The organism is Nitrosomonas sp. Nm33 (assembly GCF_900107265.1).
GTDB lineage: Bacteria > Pseudomonadota > Gammaproteobacteria > Burkholderiales > Nitrosomonadaceae > Nitrosomonas.
This window is the reverse complement of sequence record NZ_FNPJ01000009.1, coordinates 42,651-68,048: the sequence shown is the minus strand read 5'-3', so window position 1 is coordinate 68,048 and position 25,398 is coordinate 42,651. Positions and strand designations below refer to the sequence as shown.

Genomic DNA, 25,398 nt, shown 5'->3' with positions numbered 1-25,398 from the left:
TTCTGCGCCACGCCCAAACGTTTTGCTCGCTCGTACTGACAGGCATCGGGATAATCGAGAATATCCTGCCGCAATACATCAAGATCAATCTTGCGTTTGCGAAACCCTTGAGGTTTGCGATCAACATGCTTGATCCAGCGAACAACGCTTGCTATACCCACATCAAACCGCGCTGCCACCTCGGCTATCGTAAGTCCTTCTTTCTCTCGAACAGATAAGACTTTACGGCGAAAATCCAATGAATATGCCATCCTTGCATTATAATCAAAATTATCTGGTTATGCTATATTTTGAAAGTTTATCCAAGGCGAATTTAACTGTTTTTGCTAAATCCTGCGCGCTGCCCTTGCCCCAATAGTGTATAAATAAATAGTGTGGCTGATCTTGAGTCATGTGCTGATGAATCGCAACAATGTTAATACCACCCCCCTGCATAATTTTTAAAACTGACTGTAACTCGTCTGCGAGCAGCACGAAATCACCATCCACTACGGCCTGCGTATCAGAACCAGCAAATGCCGCCCAGGTGTTAACGCCCATTTCTTTGCCGACCTTTACACCATGCATGGTTGCTTCACGGCCTATAGTAACTTTAAACATGCCGTTATTGGACTCTCCTTTCATGCCAAAGATTTCTTCCAATGGGGCAGCTGTAATCTTGCTTTCCTGGGTAATCGTTCCAGCAGGAAATACTGTCATAGGGTTTGGTTTTGCAGCGCGGATTTCACTGACCTTGTCATACATTTTCTTGACGCCGGTGGCGAGTTGCGACACTGTGCCCTTGCCACCGATGTGCATGAAATAAACCTTAGGTTGATCGAAGAAAAAGTGGTTATGCAAAGCCGTGACTTCCAGATCTGAATCGAGTGCGACACTCATGACGGGATTTACTTCATCCTCAAACAGTACTGTGTCTCCCGTCATGATGACCTCTCCATTTTGGGCAGGTGTAAACGCAGCCCAGGATCCCAATCCCATAAAGGGAGGCATCATCCATTTATCGACCTGAATTTTGACATCGGTACGCGGTTTACCGATTTTGAAGACATTTTCTTCTTGAGAAAATTTGCCTTTCAGGCCAGTCAATTGCTCAATCTTGACAGTATCCAGAGCAGTTTTCGTATCAGTAGCATGCGCGCCAGCCGAGCTCAAAATCAATGCAGCAACCAGTAGGGAATGCTGTAGGAAAAGAGAATGTAACATTTTGTGTGCCTCCTAAAGTAAAAAGTAAGAGGAAAAATCACTTTGTCCCAGATTTTTTATTAGAATTTGATAATTCATCCTAAAACCGCTTTAGGTTCATTAGAATCAACAAATTAATTTAATGCTCCTTAGTGGGAGTATTCTAAGGAATAAAATATTTAGATTCCTAATAGTAAATTTGATTTCATTACATGCAGCCAGCTCGTATTTCTGCCTAACCCTGGTCGATGAATCTTGCAATCAACCACGGGCATGCGATTTAGTCGATTTTTGGATGTTCGCGGGTAATCCATTTCATAATGTCACCTCGCTTTTTTGTTACATTGATTCATTCTTTGAGCGACCGATGTGGCATTCAGCACCAGCAGTCTGTTCAAAGTCACTCGTTCAAAGCTGTTTTTGGCAGTGCATATAGCTTTCTGTTACTTTTCTCCAATTAATGTTTTGCATAAAAGCATCAACATACGCAGCGGCTTTTGCACCGTAGTCCATGTGATAAGAATGTTCATACATGTCGAGCGCAAGAATCGGTGTAGCACCCGCCAGCGTATGGGTATGATCCGATGCCCATTGGTTAACAAGCTTGTCGTCGCGCGGAGAATAGGTTAACAATACCCAACCGGAGCCGCCACCGAGTGCCTTGCCCATTGCGGTGAACTCAGCACGCCAGCGTTCGATGCTACCGAAATCGCGTACTAGTGCGGCATTCAAATCGCCACTTAATACTCCGCTGTTACCAAGGCTATCGAAATAGACTTCATGCAAGATCATTGAATTGCTGGCGATCAGTTCTTCGCGTTTCAATCCATTCAATACGAACACGGGGGCATTGGCAAAATCGAGTTCAGCCAGTTGCGTGGTAATCGCATTCAGGCGCTTTACCGCACCACCATAATTGTTTTCATAATGACTAACGATCAGTTTCTCGGACAAACTGGTTAGCTTCGCTGGATCGCAGGCCAGTGGTTTCATTTGATAAGTCATCAGATACTCCTTTTTTAGTGATTTAGCGGATAAACGATCAAGCCGATGAGAGCTGCGACAACAATAATCACAGGTTCCGGCAGCTTCTTGAACTTCCACAGCAAAACAGCCGTTACCACAGCGATCAGGATGGTTGGAATATCAATCAAGGAACGCTGTGCCAGCACGATCACTGCACCGGCAATGGCGCCAATCGTGGCAGCGGTAATGCCATCCACGAATGCAAGAACGCCTGGCACCCTGCCATATTTTTTGAAGTAAGGTGCCGGGATGATGGTAAATAGATAGCATGGCAAGAAAATTGCCAGTGCAGCAATGCATGCACCAGGCAAGCCCGCAACCAAGTAACCGATAAAGCCGACAGTAATGACTACCGGCCCAGGGGTGATCATCGCCACAGCGACTGCATCAACAAACTGCTTGTCGTTAAGCCATTGGTATTCTGTTACTACGCCTCCATACAGGAATGGCACGATGGCAAGACCCGAACCAAATACGAAAGCGCCAGCCTTTGCAAAAAACAAAGCAATTTGTGTCAACAAGGAGACATCTGCGCTAGCAAATAGCCCGCTGATTATGGGTAGCTGAGTGAAAGTGGCGACATGGAGATCACCTTTGTGAAACCATTTCGGTGGTGCGCGCCAGAGCCATACAAAAATGCCGGAAATTATGAATAGCGACGCAATTTCCGATTCAGTAATTACGGTAAGGGTGGCCAATAGCAGGTAAATCGCCCAAAGCAATTTGTCTTTGCCGACATTCTTGATGGTTAAATTTTTTGCGCTGATCGCGATGATGCCAATGACTGCTGCGCCTACGCCATAAAACACCGCTTGCATCCAGGCCAAGCCACCATATTGCACATAAGCCCAGCCAAGCGCTATTACTATTAAAAACGATGGGAGAACGAACGCAAGGCCGGCCAGCGTGGCACCGAGGATGCGATAATGCACAAATCCCATATAAATGCCAAGTTGCGCTGCAAGCGGTCCAGGTGCAAGCTGCGCGAGCGCCAGCCCTTCTTTGTAATCAGCTTCAGTAATCCACTTGCGATCCTCCACCAAATCACGATGCATGTATCCCACTAACGCCACTGGACCGCCGAATCCCAAGGTGCCAAGTCGCAGCATGTAGAGAATAAGTTGCCATAACGTATAGCTCGGTGTTGAAGTAGTTGACTGAATATCCATCATCATCCTTTCCTTTATTTTTGTATTTCTGAACTCTGCAGATCATTTGAAAAATGCGCATACAGCAAATCGAGAACAACGCTAATCTCGTTCAATAAATGATTATCGTCCTCGGTACGTTGCCGTGCACCAGCCAGCATGGCTTCAAAGCCATTAGCTTCAGGCACGAAGCCCTCCCCAGTATCCAGCGCATGTACCATTGCCCCTAACTGCAACAAGCCACGATCCTGTTCTAATCCAAAACTGGCAAGCAATACTTCAAAGGTCACGCGATCACCAATGTGCGTGAATGTAGCACCATCGAAATCGAAGCCGAGGGCGTCAGCCGGGCAATGGCTGGGCGACTCCAGCCACAGGAAATGTGCTTCTCGATCGATAAAACGACGGATGAGCCAGGCACTGGCAACGCGGTCTACCCAAAGATGGCGGCGCGTCGCCCAGGTACGACCCTTGTAATCACTTAATGCCAAACGCGCAATTGCTGCGCTTATGGCATGCGGCTCATCGGGTGACAATAGACTGTCTGCCGCACTCACAAAATCCATCCAGACTGCTTCCGCCTGAGCACTGGTATCGTTAGGAAAATAATCGATCTCCCGAACTGCTTCATACTCACGGCGCAGCTTACGCAGCGATTTTGTAATTTCCTGCGGCGCTAGTTTTGCAAGGGTTTTGCGAGCGGTTGCCAACGCTTTAAATAACTCGAGATAGTTGCCAGTACGGTCGAATAGTGCACGGTAGGCATCGTTCTCATCTTCGGACTGTGCATGCACGATCAGCAACCAGGCGCTACCACCCTCGCGCACAGTGTCAGCGGATAAGACCTTCAAAGCCTGTTGTTGCAGCGGACTGTAGGGGAGCAGGTAAGCACCATCGCGCAACAAGCCGCAACCAAGGGCTCTCAGGGCACGCCAGATACGCATGCGTGCCGTTGCACTGTTCATAGGCAGACTTACGATCAAAAGAAGCCATTGATTCGTTGCAGAATTCATAACTAATATAACTTAGTTACTGATATTACAAATATTGTAGAATAATTTACAAATAAGTGAAATAAGAATGATATTTGTCTGGCAAAGATTGAGCTCAGCTAAAAGTTTATTAACCAGCTTACTTCAGTACACAAGGAGGCAATCCATGAGCAAACTACACTCGGTGATAGTTGGTGTCGGGATTTTCTGCCTTACGTTACTCTACTCCATAGCGAGCTCTTTCAGCGCTCAAGCTGCTGAGCTGCGACTTTGTGCCTATGTGACCAACTTTGAGGGGAAAAAATATCAATTGTTGACCTAAAAGATCAAAAAGAGATCGCTAAAATCACGATTAGCCAAAAACCTCATGCTCAAATAAAAATGGGTCGCGATCCAGCCATTGGCTCCAGCGTCATGATCACCGCTGTCACCAATAGCGGTGGTTTCTTCATTTTTTAGGGCTCGCTACGCTTTTTTTATTATGAGCAATCCCGAAACAACTATTAAATGGTAATTGTAGGCAGTAGACATTAAAAAGACTCTACGCTGACACCCTATCACTGGTATAAGCTGGGAATGATTTATGATTGAGAAAATTCTGAATACAATCGATCAGAGAAGTAGTCAACACTATACAATAACTGATACCTTTTGCACTTGTTTTTCTTGATTCGCGACCTGCCCCCTATTCTGCGTGTTAAGCAAAATAAAAGGTTATGTCATCAAACTGCGTTGAAAAATATAATCAAATTTCTTAACCTTTTGAAATATATAATTTCTATACCTATCAATTGGCATCACCATACCATGATAAATTCAGTAGATAAAAAATTTCCACACTATTCGGTTACATAGCCTACAGACTAAAGATATTTCTGCATAACCGTATTTTTAGAGTTTTTTCCGTATATATGTAGCTCATAAAATCAATCACTTAAAAATTCCAAACTATCCCAAAAACCAGTTATGCAGAAGTCTCATATCGGTTCATATAGGCTGATATACAGTTAGTTAGCAAACCTGACAAACCTAACAACTTTGTTGCAGTTAGTAACAAAAGAATGGAAAGGATAGTTAATTCAGTGTTCAATTTCGATTAAAAATCGATAAGGGTGGATTCAGTTAAATTCCTATGAAATTTCCAGCTATCATCAAAAATCCGACCCTTCTGATTCTTTACTATTGTATGCCACATGCAGTTTTCCATGCCACTTCGGTAGGTGAATTTGAAATAATTGCCTCCCAATTGGAGGAAGTAGTTTCAGAATATGTTACTTTTCCTTTCGCATCAGGATCTGGATACCAATAGAAAGCAAGTGTTTTATATTTCTTATCTTTGCAATCATATTCACCTAATTCTGTTGATGATAAATGTTTCATATTCTCTACTTGCATGGGGGTGCCATAATTGATTAAAGACCACATTGTTGCTCTGTCACCACTTTTTTTAATACTACTTGGCTCGATATAAAAATCCTTTTCCCCTTTCACGGGCTTCCATTCAGCCGGAACCCGAATCGAAGCCCAATCGGCCAATGTACTACCGCTGAAAAGTACAAATATGAAAAATAAAATGTTATATTTCATGGCCCACCTCCTAATTAAGATAATTGATCTTTACAAAAAAATATTTGATCGCTTGCTGCTCTTACTTTAAATGATTTCTCTAGTTGCAAAAGAAGATAAAAAGTAAACCCAGAGACTTTATTCAAAATCGTCTTATGAAATACTTTTGCAATTTTTGATTTCATTTTTAATGTTTAACAGCGTAACAATTATAAAAAATAGACTGGGAAGCGTATATAATGCAAATGATGTATTTTATATCTAGTATTTAGTCTCAGTAAAACATATACATATTAAACCAGATCCGCTAATCATGGCCCACTATGAACTATCTCAGTAACTGTTTTTTTTCTGTAAATCCATTGATAGAGCACTGGCAAAACCAGTAGCGTCAGCGCCGTGGATGATAGAATACCGCCAATCACCACGGTGGCCAGTGGTCGCTGCACCTCTGCACCGGTACCGGTAGCCAGTGCCATTGGCACAAACCCGATTGCGGCTACCAGCGCTGTCATCAGCACTGGGCGCAGTCGGGTAAGCGCTCCTTGCTGAACGGCATCATCCAACGCCAACCCTTGTTCACGCAAATTACGGATAAAGGCCAGCATTACCAAACCATTTAATACAGCCACGCCAGAGAGAGCGATAAAGCCTACTCCCGCAGAAATGGATAGCGGAATATCGCGTAACCATAGCGCCACCACACCACCCGTCAATGCAAATGGAACCCCTGTGAACATCAATAATCCATCACGGAAATTGCCGAACATGGTATAGAGCAAAAGCAGAATCAACCCGAGTGCAACTGGAATCACTATCTGAAGGCGTTGCGCAGCGGAAATCATTTGTTCAAACTGCCCGCCCCATGTCAACCAGTAGCCAGTGGGGATTTGTATTTTTTCAGCAATCAGTGTTTCTGCCTCACTGACAAAAGAACCCAGGTCACGGCCTCGCACGTTCGCAGTCACCACCACTCTTCGTTTGCCATTTTCACGACTGACCTGGTTGGGACCTTGAACAATATGAATGTCAGCCAATTCGCCCAGTGTCACATACCCAGGAGCAACGGCTGCTGGGGGCATATTTGCAGCCCCTCCCATATTTACGACAGGTATGCCGATTGGCAAACGTTTGAGCGCCTCAATATCACCACGCAAATGCTCTGGCAACCTTACTTGCAGATCAAAACGGCGATCACCTTCAAAAATAAGTCCTGCATTACGTCCGCCTACCGCAATCGCAACGACATCCTGTATATCTGTCACATTCAATCCAAATCGAGCCATTTTTTCTCGATCCATTTGGATGAAAAGTACGGGCAGCCCGGTAACTTGCTCAACTCTTACATCCGATGCACCTGGAACAGTTCCAAGCAGCTCTTCGATTTGTTCACCCAGAGCAAATAGCGTATTCATATCATCGCCAAATACTTTTACCGCCACATCTGCTCGCACGCCTGATATCAATTCATTAAAACGCATCTGTATCGGCTGGGTAAACTCATAGTTATTGCCGGGCACTTTCTGCACAGCATGCTCCATCGCAGCGATCAACTCCGCCTTAGTGTGATAGGGTCCGGTCCATTCCGATTGCGGTTTAAGCATAATGAAAACATCTGCAACACTTGGTGGCATGGGATCCGTGGCAATCTCGGCAGTTCCGATCTTGGAAAACACTCGATCCACCTCGGCAAATGATTTGATGGTTTCTTCCAGTTCGTTTTGCATTTCAACTGCTGTCGTCAGGCTAGTACCCGGGATACGAATGGCATGCAGCGCAATATCCCCTTCGTTAAGGCTGGGCACAAACTCACTTCCTATGCGTGTTGCCAATAATCCTGAAAGCACAACAATGACCACAGCAATGGTAACTGTAAGTTCACGATTACGCATTGATGCGGTTAGCATGGGCATATACATTCGTTTCGCCCAAGTTACCGCTGAGCTCTCTTGTTCCATAACTTTACCGGATAGAAAAAGCGCTATGGCTGCCGGCACAAATGTGATGGACAGAATCATTGCTCCTACCAGCGCTGTCACCACTGTAAAAGCCATAGGATGAAACATTTTACCTTCCACACCCGTTAGCGCGAAAATGGGCAAATAGACGATGATGATGATCAGCTCACCATAAATCAGCACCTGCCGAGCTTCCCTGGTTGCATCAAATACCATCGCAAGACGTTCAGCAGGGGTTAATGTTCGTCCTAACCGCATCTGTTCATGCGCCAAGCGGCGGATACTGTTCTCGACAATCACAATCGCGCCATCCACGATAATGCCAAAATCAAGCGCCCCCAGGCTCATCAAGTTAGCGCTGACACCGTTGGTCACCATCCCGCTGAACGTCAACAACATTGAAAGCGGAATAACCAATGCAGCGATCAGGGCTGCACGCAGATTACCCAGAAACAGAAGCAACACCACAATGACCAGCACAGCACCTTCCAGCAGATTGGTAGCGACAGTATGAATCGTTCTGTCTACAAGCATAGTACGGTCATAAACAGGTGTCGCGACGACACCTTCCGGTAAGCTGCGATTGATCTCAGCCAGCTTCTTAGCAGCCGCTTGGGAAACGATCCGGCTATTCTCACCGATCAGCATAAGCACCGTACCTAATACTGCTTCGTGACCGTTTTGTGTAGCAGCGCCTGTGCGCAATTCCTTACCGATCAGAATATCGGCTACATCCTTAATGCGTATTGGAACCCCCTGCCGAGAGCCGAGTGTAATATTGCCAATTTCATCCAGATTGGTGACTTGACCTGGTAACCGGACCAGATATTGCTCACCACTTTTTTCGATATAACCCGCCCCTACGTTGAGATTGTTACGTTCCAAAGCAACCATCACCTCCTGAATGGTCAGGCCATAAGCGATCAGTTTCTCTGGATAAGGTGCAACATGGAATTGCTTGGCAAATCCGCCAATTGAATTCACTTCTGTTACACCTGGAACCATGCGTAGCTGGGGTCGAATGATCCAATCCTGGATTTCACGCAAATCGGTTGATGTATAGACAGTGCCATCTGCTTTGCGCACCCCTTCCGTGGCATCTACCGTCCACATGAAAATTTCTCCAAGACCAGTAGAAATCGGTCCCATGGTAGGCTCTATTCCTAAAGGCAACCTGCCTTTCGCTTCCTGAATTCGCTGACTGACCAATTGGCGAGCGAAATAGATATCGGTTCCATCCTTGAAGACGACTGTCACCTGAGACAGGCCATAGCGAGAAAGAGAACGGGTATAATCAAGATTGGGTAGACCAGCCATGATGATCTCAACCGGAAAAGTGATACGCTGCTCCACCTCAACTGGTGAATAGCCAGGTGCAGCCGTATTAATTTGCACCTGAATATTAGTAATATCTGGCACGGCATCAATGGGAAGTCTCTGGTAGCTGTAAATGCCTACCATAGCCATCAACAGCACTGCTGCGAGTATCAATCCACGATGATAGATAGATATCTGTAAAATACGTTCAAACATGATTAATAGCTCCCGCTTAGATGGCTGGATGATTTAGTGATCGTGAGTCGCACCAGCTTTACCCAGCTCAGATTTGATGGCAAAGCTGTTACCCACCGCATATTGTTCCCCGGCAGATAATCCCTTGAGCACTTCAACCATCGTGCCATCACTGCGGCCAAGCTCCAGTGGACGTGCTTCAAAATAATTGCCGTAACGACCAAATACGACTGACCAATCACGCAATGTCTGAATCGCTTCTACAGATACAGCGACCGGTACCTGTATTTCTTCTGCGACTAGCTCGGCAGTGACAAACATGCCAGGCCGCCATCTCTCCTCATGGTTATCCAGTTCAACCCGCGCTGTAGCAGCACGTGTTGGCCCACCAATCAACGTGGTGATATACGTGACAGTTCCTTCCCCTTCCAAATCAAACGCAGTCGCTTTAATTGTCGCTTCCTGTCCAACTTTAACCACATTTAAATCCTTTGGATAAACCGTGATCGCTGCCCATACCGTCGAGACATCAGCAACGGTATAAACCGCTGTGTCTTCTTTAACTGACTCTCCGAGGACGATGGCTTTAGCAGTAATGATTCCTGGTATGGGGGTACGAATTTCATAACGGGAAAGATTTTTTTCAGAAAGACCGGATTGCGGACTTACCCCAAGCGCATGCAGCCTCTCTGACGCAAGCTGCAGTGCAATTTTGGCTTCATCCCATTGCTGCCGGGCCGTGAGATACTCCTGCTTGGCCGTAATCTTTTCTTCCCATAATTGCTTTTCACGTTCATAGGTAGTTTGCGCTAGCACCAGTCTTCTCTTGGCAACCAGGTATTGACTACGCAAATCAGCCAACATAGGACTTTCAATAACCGCCAGAACATCTCCTTTTTGAACATGTTGCCCATGATGACCCATAACAGCTGTAACCATACCGGGAATGCGCGGCACAACTTGTAAGATAGTATGTTCATTAAAAATGATCTCGCCGGGTAATTTGAGTATTGGTTTTATAATTGCGGGAATAGCCGTAGCAATTTGAATGCCGGAACTCTTCATTGTCTCATCCGACATTTCTACCCTGGCTTCAACCTGGCTATATCCCCATCGATAAGTTCTGCCCTTCCAATCAGCGATAATCGCCACGTCAAAAGAGTGCGGCTCTTCTACCTCTTGATCACCAATCAGATAATCACCTTCAGGCGTAAATCGGAATAATTGGGCAGGTGCACCCAGTCTTGTCAAGGTAAGACTGACCTTAGCTTCAGTAGACGAAATCAATCTGCCTTTACTGTAAAGATAAAGTCGAAATTGAGGCGGCACTCCTTTTTCAAAAATAGTTACCTCCACACTAAAATCATCTGTCGTAAAAAGCTTTCCTCCTCTAGGACCTTTAGGTGGTTCATGCTCACTATTCCTTTCCTTTTCTGCAGAGGCAGAATCAATGGCAACCCCTTCCTTTTCCTCACCACTTGTCCCATGACGCAAACCAGTTGAATTATTGCCCCAGGTCAAAATGAGTCCACCCAGGACAATACCAATAATGATCACGATCATAATAGGCATCCATCGTGTTTTATCCATTGCTTACTCCTTGTATTCCTCGTTATCGCCAGAATGACGCGTGCTGGTCATGACTGAAGGTTCATCGATTGGTCCCGCGATCAGCCGTTCGATCTCATTGACCAGCCGTTGGTAATTTGCAAGTGCGCGCACGTACAGAACCCGGTTCTGAAACAAAGCGCGCTGCGCATCCAGCATTTCCAGGAAGCTGAATCTTCCCAATTCATAACCCCTATTCGCTACCTCAAAAGCATTTCTGGCACCTGGCAATACCTCATCATGCAACAGCCTAACCTCATTCTGTGCCGCCTGTAATGCCTGATAAGCTCGCGTCAGTTCCGTTCTAAGTAATAGCCCGGCTGCAGCCTGCTCATCCTTCGCCTTGTTCAAACGCTGATAAGCTTCCTGCAAATTGCCCTGATTCCGGTCGAATACTGGAATCGGTATGGATAAATTCAAGAGAGCAGTCGTATTGTCAGTATGCATATATTGCCTTACTGCCCCCCCCAGCGTTACATCAGGAATTTGCCGTGATTTCTCAAGTTCGATAATTGCATTACGATGCTCGATATTTTTCACACTAAACTGTGCCAAGGGATTATTTAGAATGTGTTGCTCAAGCACTTCAAATGGAGGTATTAAAACAGTTGACTCAAGATCACCCAAAGCTTTGCCAAATTTTGGCATGGTGCTGCCCCACAAGAGCGCCAATTGCGCGCGCGCTGATGCGAGATCTCGTCTCGCTTGCTCAAGCTCGATATTCGCTGTTGAAAGCGCCACCCTGGATCGCGTTTCCTCAATCGGCGGTGCTTTACCTGACTCAACCCTTTTATAAGCTGAATCAAGAACTTTCTGTGTCAGCTGCAAAGTTTCCTCTGCTACCCGCACCCTCTCTTGCCCTGCTAATACATCGATAAAGGTATTAGCTGTTCTTGCAATCAGCGCCAGCCGTGTGACTTCATAGCTTTTATCGGCCAATTCCTGACCCAATGATGCCACGTTCATCCTGGCACGACGCTTACCTCCAAGTTCAAACAACTGACTGATGCGAAAAGTAGTAAAACGCTGGACATTAGCAGTTAGAGCGTTGATGTCTTCTGCTTCGATCGCAAAATCCGGGTTTTTGAATTTACTCGCCTGAAGTTTTGTTCCTTCAAAGGCGAGCACCTCCTTGGCAAAAGATGCAAGCTCAGGATTGTTTTGTAACATGAGCGCCAACACATCACGCAAGGCCAAATCTGCTTTTTCTTGAGGCAGCGATTGTGTAAGATGATTCAGAGGGTTATTAGCATTCAAATCTACTGAATCAGAACTTGCCATCAGTTGGAATGGGCAATATAAAAAAACCAGAAGCAGGATCAAGATTTGTGTATTAGACAACGAACAAGATCGTAACAGTTTGCACTGTAATTTAAATTTCATAGCATCCTCTGCAAAAGCATTAAATACTTATAGCTTGCGCTCACAATGATGAGCAGATTGCTAGCATGGTTGAATTAAGCCGCATGTGTAGCGCGAATGCTGCTTAATACAGCTTACTTTTTACTTAAATAATGATGAGCGTATTACACCCAAACAATATAATGAGCTACTACTCGAGTGCTTAAAGATCCAGCTAGCTAGGTAGCGTGCCAGAAATTTTTCGGAGGGCGAAATAGAGAATCCGGAATAGATTCAGGAATAATTTTAGATACAAATACCGTCAAAGCTTCTGCTTCAGAAACCGGTACTATTATCAAAAAAGATGCATTTAAGAAAAAAGGCTGATATTGACCCGCGGCATGAAGACATAAATGTGTTTCTGCATCCAGCTCACCGTTATCACCGAGAGCGTGATGAAGATCGAGATGCTTTTGTGGATCAACGGAAAACAGCGTCGCATGATAGTGATGATCCAGCTCATGTGCAAAAACCTTATCATTAAATGACCAAACTAATGTATTTGTGAGCATACTCACGAAAAACATCAGGATGACAAAATTAATGGTTAATCGCTTATGCATATTAGAAATCAATCATTGCTCATTACACTGCTTACGGAATTTATGGGAGGTAAAAGAATTAGGCTAATTGATCTTCTGGTAACTGTAAAGAAAAAATTAAATAACTTCTACCCCTTCTGCTAACAGCATGTTCACCAATGCAATAAGCGGCAATCCGATCAAAGCATTAGGGTCGTCACCCTTCATCCGTTCGATCAAAGCAATCCCGAGTCCCTCTGATTTAGCGCTTCCTGCACAATGATAAGGCTGTTCTTTGGAAAGATAACGCTCGATTTGCTGATCACTTAACTCGCGAAATTTAACAAAATATGGAACAACACATGTTTGCAGTCGATTAGTATGACTATTTAACAGACATAGTGCTGTGTAAAAAACAATTTCTTTACCTCGCATTAAACGCAATTGCTTGACCGCATTAGCATAATTCAGCGGTTTACCCAATTGAATACCTTCCAGAACAGCTACCTGATCCGCAGCTATGATAAGTGCATCGTTATAAATTGCCGCAATAGCATAGGCTTTATTTTCAGCTAATCTAAGAGCGGTGGCCTCAGGTGTTTCATCCTGTAAGGGCGTTTCATCAATGGCTGGATTTGCTGTTTCAAAAGGAAGTTTTAGACGCTGGAGAAGTTCGCGGCGATATAATGAACTGGATCCCAAAATAATTCGTGGGTGAACGTACTGTGTTTTCAAAATGTTATAATGTTTGTAATAGCTTTTGACACTTAACTATAAAAAATATAGCATGCAAAAATTATGGGTAAACGTTTTATCATAGATTCTCTCAATTTTGTACGCAATACCGATGTACATCATGGTAAAATCCTGCCCGCTGAATTGGAACGTCTACGCGAATATTTGTCTGATCATTCTGGAGAGATCATTTACTCGATAAGTGGTATTTTTGACGAAAAAGGTAGGCCAACACTCAAAATAATGATCACAGGAATGATTAGTCTTTGTTGCCAACGTTGCCTCGGTAAACTGGAACATACCTTGAATATAGAAACGAGCTTGCTGATAGCAAGAAATCAAGATGAATTCTCATATTATAATGAAGATATTTCGGTCGATGCCATTCTAGCATCTCCTGATATTGATGCACTAACACTCATTGAAGATGAGATCATTCTGAGTTTGCCTATTTCTCCCCGTCATGAGGAAGATCAATGTTCATTCAGTAAAAATACTGTTAATACTTCAGAAATAACAAAAGTGATCAAGAAACATCCATTTGTTGCACTGAAGTCATTGAAGAAACAAGCACACTAAAGTTTAATTTTTGGAGTCAACATAACATGGCTGTTCAGCAAAATAAAAAATCCCCATCCAAACGTGGAATGCATCGTTCCCACGATTTTTTGACCAATCCACCTTTAGCCATAGAGCCTACTACCGGGGAAGTACACTTACGTCACCATATCAGTCCGAATGGATACTACCGCGGCAGGAAAGTTATCAAAACTAAAAACGACGAATAGATCCCTTATCTCTATATCTACATCTTTGATTTCATCAAACACCGCCTAGAACTGTCATAGCGCACTATTAAGAGTAACCTAAAGTGAACATTACTGTGGCAATTGATTGTATGGGCGGTGATCATGGCCCACATGTTACGGTTCCTTCGGCAATTAAGTACCTACATAGCGATCCCGAGGTTGATATTATTTTAGTCGGAATCCCTGATGTAATCGAAGCTGAATTACGCTCACTGGATATGCCTCTTAGTCCACGAATGAGGTTACATGCGGCAAGTGAAGTCGTGAATATGGATGAACCTCCGGCGCTTGCATTGCGAAACAAAAAAGACTCTTCCATGCGCGTTGCGATTAATTTGGTTAAAAATGGTGAAGCTCAGGCATGTATCAGCGCTGGTAATACTGGAGCATTGTTAGCGACCTCGCGTTTTGTTCTAAAAACTATCCAGGGTATTGATAGACCAGCACTTGCAGTTGTTTTGCCTACCATTAAAGGACACACTTACATATTGGATTTAGGTGCAAACGTCAATTGCACTGCTGAACATTTACTACAATTTGGTATGATGGGCGCCACGCTAGTATCTTCTGTTGAAAATAAGAAAGATCCCAGCATTGGTTTGCTCAATATAGGCGAAGAAGATATCAAAGGTAATGAAGTGGTCAAGCAAGCTGCAGAACTACTACGAGATAGTGGATTAAATTTCTATGGAAATATCGAAGGTGATGATATTTATAAAGGAACAACAGATGTTGTAGTTTGTGATGGCTTTGTGGGTAATGTTGCCTTGAAAACATCAGAAGGTGTGGCACAAATGCTCGCTACTTTTTTGCGTCAGGAATTTAAGCGAAATATATTTACGAGATTTGCAGGGTTTGTGGCTTTACCCGTTATCAACGCATTCAAACAACGAGTTGATCATCGCGAGTATAATGGTGCCAGTTTGCTTGGATTACGTGGCATTGTTATAAAAAGTCATGGATCTGCTGATAAGCATGCATTTTGTGCGGCTATCAAGCGAGGTGCAGAGGAAGTGCGCGGGGGAATGTTACGCCATATCAGTGAACACATAGCAGAATTACAACACAACGCAAAAAAAAGTAAATTTAATTCAGCACTTGTGGAATAAAACATGTATTCAAAGATCATTGGAACAGGCAGTTATTTACCTGAAAAAATTTTGACTAATCATGACCTCGAACGCATGGTGGATACCAGTGATGAATGGATACGTGAGCGGACAGGTATCGTTCAACGCCATATTGCAGCTGATGGTCAAATGGCCAGTGACCTCGCGCTTGAAGCAAGTCGCAGAGCCATAGATGCTGCTGGCATCCAGGCTCAAGACATTGATCTAATCATTCTAGCCACGACAACCCCGGATATGATTTTTCCAAGCACGGCTTGCATCCTGCAAGATAAGCTGGGTATTAGCGGTGGTGGCCCAGCATTTGATGTACAAGCAGTATGTAGCGGTTTTATATACGCTCTCGCTACAGCTGATATGTTTGTAAGTTCTGGTAAGTGCCGGAATGCGCTGGTTGTAGGAACCGAAGTTTATTCACGAATTCTTGACTGGACTGACCGTACCACTTGTGTTTTGTTTGGCGATGGCGCTGGCGCTGTCGTGTTGACGCAAAGTAATCAACCTGGAATACTCTCAAGCCACCTGCATGCCAGTGGAAGTTATAACAAAGTACTTGCTGCACCAGGGAATATCTGTGGTGGTAAGATACAAGGTTCGCCCTTCATTACTATGGAAGGAAACACTGTATTCAAGTTTGCAGTTAAAGTTCTAGAAGAAGCCGTATCTGAGGCTATCACAGCTAATAATTTACAAGCATCGGATATTGACTGGCTAATTCCCCATCAAGCCAACATTCGTATTATAAAATCTACTGCCAAGAAACTTGGAATCCCGATGGAAAAAGTGGTTACGACCGTCGATCAGCACGGGAATACATCGGCCGCTTCTGTGCCGTTAGCTTTGGACATCGCTGTGCGTGATGGACGCATTAAATCAGATCAATGCGTCGTGCTAGAAGGCGTAGGTGGCGGCTTCACTTGGGGTGCAGTGCTACTACGCTGGTGATATATGAAAACTGCATTTATTTTTCCTGGACAGGGTTCGCAATCAGTCGGCATGATGAAAGGTTATGCGGATCTACCCTTGATGCACGAAACATTTTCTGAAGCTGCTGATATTCTTAAACAGGATTTGTGGTCATTAGCTAATCAAGGACCAGCCGAAGATCTCAACTTAACAGTCAATACGCAACCGATTATGTTGACAGCAGGGGTTGCAGTTTATCGTGCATGGGAAAATCTGGGAGGGAAGAAACCGGATTACTTGGCTGGTCACAGCTTAGCAGAATATACAGCACTCGTAGTATCAGGAGCTTTAACTTTCCCTGATGCGCTAAAACTGGTTAGCTATCGCGCAAAAATCATGCAAGAGTGTGTTCCAGAAGGAGTGGGCGGCATGGCAGCGATAGTGGGATTAGACGATGATGAGGTGCGAGCAGTTTGTGCTGAAATTATGAGTAGTTACGATGGAATATCATTAGAACCTGCTAATTTCAACTCGCCTGGCCAAATAGTGATCGCAGGTCACAAGAATGCGGTCCAGCATGCTATGGAGCTATCCAAAGCAAAAGGAGCAAAATTAGCCATATTGTTACCAATGAGTATTCCGTCGCATTGCTCGCTTATGAGACCAGCGGCCGAGAAAATGCATCAATTGCTTGAGAAAATATCATTTGAATCACCCACAATTCCCATTTTGCATAATGTGGATGTTCAACAGCATCATGATGCTGTGTCTATCAGAGAAATATTGGCAAAGCAACTATATAGTCCAGTGCAATGGACAGAAACCATTCGCGCTTTTGCATCAGCAGACGTAGATCATGTTATCGAATGTGGACCAGGCAAGGTACTAACCGGCTTGACCAAGCGTATCGATGGAAAATTAAAAAGCTTATCATTGACAGATAGTAATGCTCTCAGACAAACAATAGATATATTGAAATAAATTGCATCCAATATATTATCAAACGGAGAAATAATGTTAAGCACTCAAGTAGCTTTAGTTACAGGCGCCAGTCGAGGAATTGGACAAGCTATAGCTTCTGAGTTAGGCAAGCATGGCGCTATTGTAATAGGCACGTCTACCACTCAGAATGGCGCAGAGATTATCAATCAGTATCTAAAAGAAGCCCAAATAAAAGGAATGGGCTTGGCAATGAATGTCAACAGCATTGCCCAAATTAATAACGCCATTGAAACTATTCGAGAAACATTTGGTGAGATTAGTATATTGGTCAATAATGCAGGAATCACTCGCGACAATTTACTGGCTAGAATGAAAGATGAAGAATGGGATGAAATTATGGAGACCAACCTCAAATCGGTATTCTTCCTGAGTCGCGCTGTACTGCGCTCCATGATGAAAGCACGTGCAGGACGTATTATTAATATTTCGTCTGTAGTCGGAGTAACGGGCAATCCTGGGCAAACAAATTATGCTGCAGCCAAAGCTGGTATGATCGGTTTCAGTAAATCACTAGCGCGTGAGGTAGGAAGTCGAAATATCACAATTAATTGTATTGCCCCCGGGTTTATTGATACTGATATGACACGATCTCTTACTGCTGAGCAGCAGCAAAATCTAATCCAGCATATCCCATTAGGTAGATTGGGGCGTCCGATAGACATAGCATCAGCAGTAGTCTTTCTAGCTTCTCCAGCAGCAAGTTACATTACAGGCACGACTTTACACGTGAATGGTGGAATGTATATGGATTAATTGAAATTAGAAATTTTTGGAAAAAATCTTTTCAAATTACGGTATTAATCTTTATGTCAAATGATTTTATTAATAAATAGCTTTTAAAATAACCTGGATGCAGTAAAGGTGTTAGTTTTGTTAGTATAGGAAATTTGTTAAAATTGTTTAGTTCTTCTCACGTAGAAAGGAAAGGTGCATAGATGGAAAATATTAATATAGAGCAACGCATCAAAAAAATTGTAGCTGAACAATTGGGTGTAAATGAAGCAGATGTCAAAAATGAATCCTCCTTTGTGAATGACTTAGGCGCTGATTCGCTTGATACTGTAGAACTTGTTATGGCATTGGAAGAAGAATTTGAATGTGAAATTCCTGATGAGCAAGCTGAAAAAATCAACACTGTTCAAGAAGCGATTGACTACGTTAATCAACATACATCTCACTAACTTTTCTTTTTTATCTTTATCTACTGGAGTATTTTTTGTCCAAACGTAGGATAGCGGTTACAGGGCTGGGTATTGTTTCACCCGTAGGAAATAATGTTTCTGATACCTGGCAGAACATTGTTGCCGGAAAATCTGGTATTACTAAAATAACTCGCTTTGATGCATCCCCTTTTTCTTCACAAATTGCTGGTGAAGTTAAGAACTTCGATATTACGCAGTATATCTCAGCCAAAGATGCACGGCGAATGGATATTTTTATTCATTATGGTATGGCAGCAGCAATCCAAGCAATAAAAGATGCGTCTATAGAAGATTTAGCTGGGCTTGATCCAGAACGTATAGGCATTAATATTGGCTCTGGAATCGGTGGCTTGCCAATGATTGAAGATACTGATTCTGCTTATCATGCTGGTGGTCCACGGAAAATCTCTCCATTTTTTATACCCAGTACTATTATTAACATGATATCTGGCAATTTATCTATCATGTTCGGGTATAAAGGTCCTAATTTAGCCATTGTTACTGCATGTACTACTTCTACTCATACTATTGGTAGCTCCGCGCGCATGATTGAATATGGTGATGCAGATATTATGGTTTGCGGTGGCGCAGAATCATGTGTAACTCCACTTGCGATAGGAGGATTTTCTTCAGCACGGGCTCTGTCATCGCGAAATGATGACCCAGCTTCAGCCAGCCGTCCTTGGGATAAAGGTAGAGATGGTTTTGTTTTAAGCGAAGGGGCAGGCATTTTAGTTTTGGAAGAAATGGAGCATGCTAAGCGACGGGGCGCAAAGATATATGCGGAACTTGTTGGGTTTGGTATGAGTGCGGATGCACATCACATGACCGCCCCATGCGAAGATGGCGAAGGAGCCGCTCGCTGTATGTCAAACGCTCTTAAGAGCGCAGGTGTTAACGTTGATGAAGTTGATTATATCAATGCTCATGGTACATCAACTCCTTTAGGCGATATAGCAGAAACAATTGCGGTTAAACGGTGTTTTGGTGATCATGCGAAGAAACTTGTTATCAATTCTACCAAATCAATGACTGGACATTTATTAGGTGCTGCCGGGGGAGTAGAGGCAATATTTTCTGTGCTAACGCTCTATCATCAAGCCGTACCCCCTACTATTAATCTATTTGAGCCTGATCCAGAATGCGATTTGGATTATGTTCCCAATACTGCCAGAGATATGAAAATAAATTTAGCAATATCAAATTCTTTTGGGTTCGGGGGAACTAACGGAACTTTGGTATTTCGTAAAATTTAGCTACATCTCTGGCGTATGTGGGTGCTAAAACGCCTATCTCGGAAACTGAAGGTACTTTTTTTATTCACTCTCATTGGAATCATTCTCTTTATCAGTTGGTTTTATTACTTTGTTAATACTGCAACCAAGCTGCCATTTACCCCATATGAATTCTCGATTAAATCAGGTGGTAATCTAAAGAGTATTTCCAATGAATTAGTTGCAGATCATCTACTCCCAAATGCTTGGTCTTTTATCTTGCTATCAAAGGCATTTGGTTATGAGTCATTGATAAAAGCAGGTGAATATGTACTTGTTGAAGAGACCTCTCCTCTGCAATTACTGGAATATCTTGTTAAAGGGGATATAAGGCAAAATGAAATTCGGTTTATCGAAGGTTGGACATTTTCTCAACTTAGGAAAGTATTAGACGAACATTCAGCGATTCGGCACGATACACTTAATCTTAGTGAACAAGAGATTCTGCAGCTAATTGGTGCTTCCGAATTAAAAGCAGAAGGTTTATTTTTTCCGGATACTTATTTTTTTCCACGAAATAGCAGTGATGTCAGTATCCTAAAACGTGCCTATCAAACAATGCAAAATCGCCTAAAAGTGGCTTGGTCTTCTCGAAAAGAATCTCTTCCATTAAAGTCAGAATATGAAGGATTGATCCTAGCTTCGATCATTGAAAAAGAAACTGGTAAGGAAAGTGACCGTAGTATTATCGCAGGCGTTCTAATTAATCGACTACGTTTAGGTATGAAACTCCAAGTTGATCCGACTGTTATATACGGGGCAGGGCATGATTTTGATGGAAATTTACGCAAACAGGACTTGCTTACTGACCAGGAATATAATACTTATACACGGACCGGACTCCCTCCTTCACCTATTGCCATACCGGGATTAGCCTCAATTCAGGCAGCTTTTAATCCAGCAGAAACTGATGCCCTCTATTTCGTTGCGAAGGGAAATGGAGAATCACATTTCTCAACTAATCTGAAAGACCATAACCGTGCAGTGCATAAATACCAGAAACAGTAGGTAATCATAAACACTTCACACTTCTGAATTCATATTTCCTATAAAGTAAAATAATGCAATTTTCTATTGTCATTCCCACGCTTAATGAATCAGAAAATGTAGATTTACTGTTATCACGTTTATTCGCTCTTGATTTGTTACCGGGAAGCTTTGAAATCATTTTTGTTGATGATGGATCAAAGGATGGAACTCCAAATAAAATACGTGAATGGGAAACACACAATAAGAATATTCATCTTATTGAGAGACAAGAGAAACCAGATCTGACTGCATCAATTCTGGCAGGTGCATCTATTGCTAAAAGCGATACTATCCTTGTAATGGATGCAGATTTAAGCCATTTACCAGAACAAGTTCCTGCTGTTGTTGCACCAGTATTGTCTGGGAAATATGATGTTGCGGTAGGTAGTCGATATGTTTCAGGTGGAAGCACTCATGGTTGGCCTTTATACCGGCAATGGCTATCACGTGCAGGCGGCTTACTTGCTCGCCCCATTTGTGACGTCAGCGACGCCACTTCTGGTTTCTTTGCATTCCGTCGCGAGCTTATTGTTAATATTCCAGAAAAGGCTCGTGGATACAAAATTCTTCTTGAGCTGTTAATGTCAAGCCACGAAAAACTTAGGGTCATAGAAATACCTATCTCTTTTCATGACCGAGCGCATGGCACTTCGAAATTATCTCTTTCACATAATCTAATTTATTTACAACGACTGATTACACTGGCCGGAGGCACAGTATCTATCGGCACTGCTAGCCGTTTCGCAATTGTTGGATTTGTGGGTGTTTTTGTCGATGCCTTGGTATTCCAATGGCTGATAAATTGGAGCTCTGGACTCGCATTGGCTCATATCACAAGCTTTTTAACAGCAGTTACTATAAATTATATACTTAATTCTAAGTGGTCGTTTCAACCGCACTTTAAAGGCAGCCTCGACTGGCATCAATTCGGCCGCTTCTTAACTGTAGGATTGTTAGCACTGCTCTTACGTGGCGGCGTGCTTGCATTGCTTGTCTATACTTGGCATTTATCGGCCGAGTTAGCAATATTCCCAGCAATTGCAGCAACGGCAATAATTAATTATCTTGGTTCAGCTTTTTATGTTTTTCCAGAAAATAAAAATTGCCCACCGTTAAATGTACGCTGGCAAGTGGCCGCAGTTGGAATTGTACTTTTTGTTATTTTATTGCGCCTTGTATACCTTGGTCTTGCTCAACTCATTCCTGATGAGGCTTATTATTGGCAATATAGTCAGCACATGGACTTGAGTTTCTTCGATCATCCTCCAATGGTTGCCTGGTTAATCTGGCTGGGTACCGCAATAGCAGGTCAAAATGAGTTTGGTGTGAGAATTGGAGCCTTTATCTGTGGTTTGATAACAATGGGCTACCTATATGCATTTGCACGTAATTTATATGATAAATCAACAGGTATGCGTGCAATCATGCTGTTCTCTGTACTGCCATTCGGCTTTGCTTCTGGCTTAATTATGACACCTGATGCACCTTTGATTGCCTCGTGGGCTGCTACTTTATACTACATGGAGCGCGCACTTATAGCTGATCGAAAGATAGCTTGGTTAGGCATGGGAATCGCTTTTGGCCTGGGCCTATTATCTAAATATACGGTTGGATTATTAGGTATTGCCGCTCTAACTTTTGTTATCTTAGATCCAACTGCGCGCCGCTGGCTGCTTCGGCCTCATCCTTATTTCTCAGCATTCCTCGCTCTCTTGTTGTTTTTACCCGTTATTATTTGGAATTTTCAGAACGACTGGGTTTCTTTCTTATTTCAAACTGAACGACTTGGAGGAGGTGGTCATGTATTCTCTGTTCATTACCTTATCTTTTATGTCGCAATTATTCTAACTCCGATAGGCTTGTATGCCGCCTTGCATGCACTATGGCATGTTTGCACTAAGGGCAAGCATGATAAATGTGAGCGTAGACGCAATTTATTTGTGTGCGTATTTACGGGCATTCCACTGATAATTTTTTTGGGTATTAGTACATTTGATACACCACGATTTCATTGGACTTGTCCTCTGTGGCTTGCAGTTTTACCGACTATCGCCTGGATGTTAGGACAAAATAGTGCTCTACATACAGTCTCTAACCGTTTACGAGCGATATGGCAACCAACTATTATTGTTTCGCTGCTTGCCTATGCATTTATACTCCATTATGCTGTATTAGGTATTCCTGGAATACCCTATCAATTTCTTGCCGAGCATTATTTCTGGAAAGAAGCAGCTATTGAAGTCGAGAAAATAGCTGAAGAAATCCGGTCTCAAAATGGACAAACTCCCATTGTAGTAGGAATGAACAAATGGTCAATTGCAAGTGCTTTATCTTTTTACACTAAAGATAGTAACAAAATGGATATTCGCTCGCGAAATATGTTTGGGGACAATAGTGCCATGTATGATTTCTGGTATCCATCGCACCCCGCTACTGACCGACCTATTATTTTAATAGGAATGAAACACCATACGCTCGAACAAGATCGAGCAGGAAACGAAATTGACCGCTTGCTTATTCAACCTAGCACTGTGCAATATAGAACAGTGACCCGGGATGGTACGCCTTTACGTCGCTTATACTACCGTACTGCACTAGGATACCGTGGTAGATCTATCTAAAGATACAAAAGTAAGGAAGTAAGCCATCCTAAACTACACTTTACCACTTTTAATGACTGTGCTTGAGCATACTCTCAATTAGCCAAATAGAGCCAATTCCTAAGCTAATGAGTACTACTTGTTGAACCGTGGCACCTATTTCAGGCCGTTTATGCAAACCCGGAATCAGATCTGCCATTGCTACATAAATCATACACGCTGTTGCAATTGCGAGCATTGGCAAGACGAGATAATTGAGTTGATGCAGCATAAAATAAGCTAATACCCCCCCCACTAGAGTCGCAGTACTTGATAGTAAATTAAGTAAAAGTGCTTGAGTGCGACTGTAACCAGAATTGAGCAAAATAATAAAATCACCGGCCTCTTGTGGAATTTCATGGGCAAGAATTGCAATAGCAGTAACAATGCCAAGCTGGATATCAACCATAAAGGCTGCAGCAATTAGTATGCCATCCACAAAATTATGAAATGTGTCTCCTAAAGTAATCATCATGCCACTACGACCATGATCACCTTGGATCTCATAAATCGAACGACCATGTTCTGGATCATGCACTTCACATTCATCCATATGGCAGTGCCGCCACAATACGAGTTTCTCCAGGATAAAAAAAAGCAGTATGCCTAGCAGAACGATAATCGTTATTTGTTTTGGATCTTCAGAAAGCTCGAGAGCCTCGGGGAGAGTGTTTAAAAACGCTGCCCCTAGCAATGCCCCGATAGCGTATGAAACTAGCATAGATACCCAAGAGTTACGGGTATTCAAGGTCAATATAGCCGCTAAAAGTATACTTATTAAACCACCAAGTAGGCTGGCCAAAATGATCCAAGCGAGAATCGACATATAAATTATTTTGCAGAAAATTATGGAAGATGAATGCGAGGCACTTCGTGTTATAGTGCTTTCCAATCCAAGGAATAAGACAGTTTTTCTTAAAGAATATTGATTTATGGATTTATTTATAAGCTACTCAGTGTTTGAGTCACTTTTTCCACACCTACACCCCAAGTGGCCTCTTCTCATTCAAGCTATATTGGTTAGCCAAATCAGTGCTGCCATTCTACCTGTCTGGCCATCCCGGCGATAAGAATAAAACCTTGATGGATTACTAAAAGTACATTCATAACCGCCATAAATTTTAGTAACACCAACATCTGTTAATCGTTGCCGCGCTAATATAAATAAATCAGCAAACCATTTCTTACCACTTTGACCAGGAGTAAAAGCGAAACTAGATTTGCTATCTTGCTTCAAAAATATTTCCCGTACTTCTTCTCCGATTTCAAAATGCTTAGGACCAATTGCGGGACCCAGCCACGCAATAATTTTAGAACTCTTACAAGCCATTTCCGAAATAGAGTTTTCGATTATTCCGCTAGCTAACCCTCGCCAGCCGGCATGGGCAACACCTACAACAGTGCCTGCTGTATCACATAGAAATATTGGTAAACAGTCTGCCACCAATATTGCACACACCTTCCCGCTACAACGACTCAATGCCGCGTCACCTTCAAGTTCTACTACATTCTTGTCCACCCATACTGGCCTTGCTCCATGAACTTGTTTCAACCAGCATGGATTATTCGGCAAATATTGACGTAGCAATGCGCGATTCTGTTGTACTGATAAAAGATCATCATGTACATGATCACCTAAATTTAATTCTGCGTAAGTACCATTTCTGTTTCTACTTACGCCGCCCTTTCGGGTAGTAAAAATTGCTTTAACATTTGAGGGCGATGGCCAATTTGGAGTAATCCAGTCATGCATAAAGTGAG

General features: G+C 43.1%; 24 protein-coding genes. 11 read left to right on the top strand and 13 right to left on the bottom strand.

Features of this window, described 5'->3' with window-relative positions; genetic code table 11:
* The 5 genes from BLV54_RS03510 to BLV54_RS03490 form a co-directional block, all read right to left on the bottom strand.
* Nucleotides 1-251: IS630 transposase-related protein (locus tag BLV54_RS03510; protein WP_090567858.1), on the bottom strand; the 251-nt coding region annotated here is incomplete at its 3' end.
* Between the two features lie 19 nt (nucleotides 252-270).
* Entirely contained in the window at nucleotides 271-1,203 is a 933-nt protein-coding gene (locus BLV54_RS03505) for a DUF1259 domain-containing protein (RefSeq protein WP_090567852.1), read from the bottom strand.
* 387 nt (nucleotides 1,204-1,590) lie between these two features.
* Nucleotides 1,591-2,187 carry a superoxide dismutase gene (locus tag BLV54_RS03500; protein WP_090567850.1) on the bottom strand — a complete coding sequence of 199 codons (597 nt, stop codon included), beginning with the start codon at nucleotides 2,185-2,187 and terminating at the stop codon, nucleotides 1,591-1,593.
* Nucleotides 2,188-2,201: 14 nt separating this feature from the next.
* Nucleotides 2,202-3,383 carry a chromate transporter gene (locus tag BLV54_RS03495; RefSeq protein ID WP_090567847.1) on the bottom strand — a complete coding sequence of 394 codons (1,182 nt, stop codon included), beginning with the start codon at nucleotides 3,381-3,383 and terminating at the stop codon, nucleotides 2,202-2,204.
* A gap of 8 nt (nucleotides 3,384-3,391) precedes the next feature.
* The gene (locus BLV54_RS03490) at nucleotides 3,392-4,369 is read right to left on the bottom strand and encodes a chromate resistance protein ChrB domain-containing protein (RefSeq protein ID WP_090567842.1); all 978 of its coding nucleotides are present in this window, start codon (nucleotides 4,367-4,369) and stop codon (nucleotides 3,392-3,394) included.
* 145 nt (nucleotides 4,370-4,514) lie between these two features.
* Between BLV54_RS03490 and BLV54_RS15935 the strand changes: the two genes are divergently transcribed.
* Nucleotides 4,515-4,670, top strand: a complete 156-nt coding sequence (locus BLV54_RS15935; RefSeq protein WP_176969656.1) for a hypothetical protein — start codon at nucleotides 4,515-4,517, stop codon at nucleotides 4,668-4,670.
* An 857-nt stretch (nucleotides 4,671-5,527) separates the two neighbouring features.
* Here the strand turns inward: BLV54_RS15935 and BLV54_RS03485 are convergent.
* The 6 genes from BLV54_RS03485 to BLV54_RS03460 form a co-directional block, all read right to left on the bottom strand.
* The gene (locus tag BLV54_RS03485) at nucleotides 5,528-5,935 is read right to left on the bottom strand and encodes a surface-adhesin E family protein (RefSeq protein ID WP_090567839.1); all 408 of its coding nucleotides are present in this window, start codon (nucleotides 5,933-5,935) and stop codon (nucleotides 5,528-5,530) included.
* 290 nt (nucleotides 5,936-6,225) lie between these two features.
* Nucleotides 6,226-9,405, bottom strand: a complete 3,180-nt coding sequence (locus tag BLV54_RS03480) for an efflux RND transporter permease subunit (protein ID WP_090567837.1) — start codon at nucleotides 9,403-9,405, stop codon at nucleotides 6,226-6,228.
* A 33-nt stretch (nucleotides 9,406-9,438) separates the two neighbouring features.
* A complete protein-coding gene (locus BLV54_RS03475) occupies nucleotides 9,439-10,974 on the bottom strand; it encodes an efflux RND transporter periplasmic adaptor subunit (RefSeq protein WP_090567834.1) in 1,536 nt (511 codons plus the stop codon).
* Nucleotides 10,975-10,977: 3 nt separating this feature from the next.
* Nucleotides 10,978-12,375, bottom strand: a complete 1,398-nt coding sequence (locus BLV54_RS03470; protein WP_090567830.1) for a TolC family protein — start codon at nucleotides 12,373-12,375, stop codon at nucleotides 10,978-10,980.
* Between the two features lie 197 nt (nucleotides 12,376-12,572).
* The gene (locus BLV54_RS03465; RefSeq protein ID WP_256329083.1) at nucleotides 12,573-12,968 is read right to left on the bottom strand and encodes a hypothetical protein; all 396 of its coding nucleotides are present in this window, start codon (nucleotides 12,966-12,968) and stop codon (nucleotides 12,573-12,575) included.
* A gap of 84 nt (nucleotides 12,969-13,052) precedes the next feature.
* Nucleotides 13,053-13,649 (bottom strand): Maf family protein, encoded by a 597-nt coding sequence (locus BLV54_RS03460; protein ID WP_090567826.1) that lies wholly within the window; start codon nucleotides 13,647-13,649, stop codon nucleotides 13,053-13,055.
* Nucleotides 13,650-13,712: 63 nt separating this feature from the next.
* On the opposite strand from BLV54_RS03460, the gene BLV54_RS03455 reads away from it, so the two are divergent.
* The 10 genes from BLV54_RS03455 to BLV54_RS03410 all read left to right on the top strand — a co-directional run bounded on the left by BLV54_RS03455 (nucleotide 13,713) and on the right by BLV54_RS03410 (nucleotide 23,619).
* Nucleotides 13,713-14,228, top strand: coding sequence for a YceD family protein (locus tag BLV54_RS03455; RefSeq protein WP_090567823.1), 516 nt, complete (start codon nucleotides 13,713-13,715; stop codon nucleotides 14,226-14,228).
* 26 nt (nucleotides 14,229-14,254) lie between these two features.
* Nucleotides 14,255-14,437: a 50S ribosomal protein L32 gene (gene rpmF, locus BLV54_RS03450; RefSeq protein ID WP_090567821.1), complete on the top strand. Its 183-nt coding sequence runs from the start codon at nucleotides 14,255-14,257 to the stop codon at nucleotides 14,435-14,437.
* A gap of 83 nt (nucleotides 14,438-14,520) precedes the next feature.
* Nucleotides 14,521-15,567, top strand: coding sequence for a phosphate acyltransferase PlsX (gene plsX, locus BLV54_RS03445; RefSeq protein ID WP_090567818.1), 1,047 nt, complete (start codon nucleotides 14,521-14,523; stop codon nucleotides 15,565-15,567).
* A gap of 3 nt (nucleotides 15,568-15,570) precedes the next feature.
* Nucleotides 15,571-16,530, top strand: a complete 960-nt coding sequence (locus tag BLV54_RS03440) for a beta-ketoacyl-ACP synthase III (protein ID WP_090567815.1) — start codon at nucleotides 15,571-15,573, stop codon at nucleotides 16,528-16,530.
* A 3-nt stretch (nucleotides 16,531-16,533) separates the two neighbouring features.
* Nucleotides 16,534-17,472 carry an ACP S-malonyltransferase gene (gene fabD, locus BLV54_RS03435; protein ID WP_090567813.1) on the top strand — a complete coding sequence of 313 codons (939 nt, stop codon included), beginning with the start codon at nucleotides 16,534-16,536 and terminating at the stop codon, nucleotides 17,470-17,472.
* Between the two features lie 33 nt (nucleotides 17,473-17,505).
* Nucleotides 17,506-18,246, top strand: a complete 741-nt coding sequence (gene fabG, locus BLV54_RS03430; RefSeq protein ID WP_176969655.1) for a 3-oxoacyl-ACP reductase FabG — start codon at nucleotides 17,506-17,508, stop codon at nucleotides 18,244-18,246.
* Between the two features lie 182 nt (nucleotides 18,247-18,428).
* A complete protein-coding gene (acpP, locus tag BLV54_RS03425) occupies nucleotides 18,429-18,674 on the top strand; it encodes an acyl carrier protein (protein ID WP_090567808.1) in 246 nt (81 codons plus the stop codon).
* 35 nt (nucleotides 18,675-18,709) lie between these two features.
* Complete coding sequence (fabF, locus tag BLV54_RS03420; protein WP_090567805.1) at nucleotides 18,710-19,951, top strand: beta-ketoacyl-ACP synthase II; 1,242 nt, start codon at nucleotides 18,710-18,712, stop codon at nucleotides 19,949-19,951.
* Between the two features lie 15 nt (nucleotides 19,952-19,966).
* A complete protein-coding gene (gene mltG / locus BLV54_RS03415; protein WP_090567802.1) occupies nucleotides 19,967-20,977 on the top strand; it encodes an endolytic transglycosylase MltG in 1,011 nt (336 codons plus the stop codon).
* Nucleotides 20,978-21,030: 53 nt separating this feature from the next.
* Nucleotides 21,031-23,619 (top strand): glycosyltransferase family 39 protein, encoded by a 2,589-nt coding sequence (locus tag BLV54_RS03410; RefSeq protein ID WP_090567800.1) that lies wholly within the window; start codon nucleotides 21,031-21,033, stop codon nucleotides 23,617-23,619.
* Between the two features lie 49 nt (nucleotides 23,620-23,668).
* Here BLV54_RS03410 and BLV54_RS03405 read toward each other — a convergent pair whose 3' ends face one another.
* Together BLV54_RS03405 and pgeF are read right to left on the bottom strand one after the other, a co-directional pair.
* Nucleotides 23,669-24,463, bottom strand: a complete 795-nt coding sequence (locus BLV54_RS03405) for a ZIP family metal transporter (protein WP_090567797.1) — start codon at nucleotides 24,461-24,463, stop codon at nucleotides 23,669-23,671.
* 180 nt (nucleotides 24,464-24,643) lie between these two features.
* Nucleotides 24,644-25,390 carry a peptidoglycan editing factor PgeF gene (pgeF, locus tag BLV54_RS03400; protein ID WP_090567795.1) on the bottom strand — a complete coding sequence of 249 codons (747 nt, stop codon included), beginning with the start codon at nucleotides 25,388-25,390 and terminating at the stop codon, nucleotides 24,644-24,646.
* Between the last annotated feature and the right edge of the window lie 8 nt (nucleotides 25,391-25,398).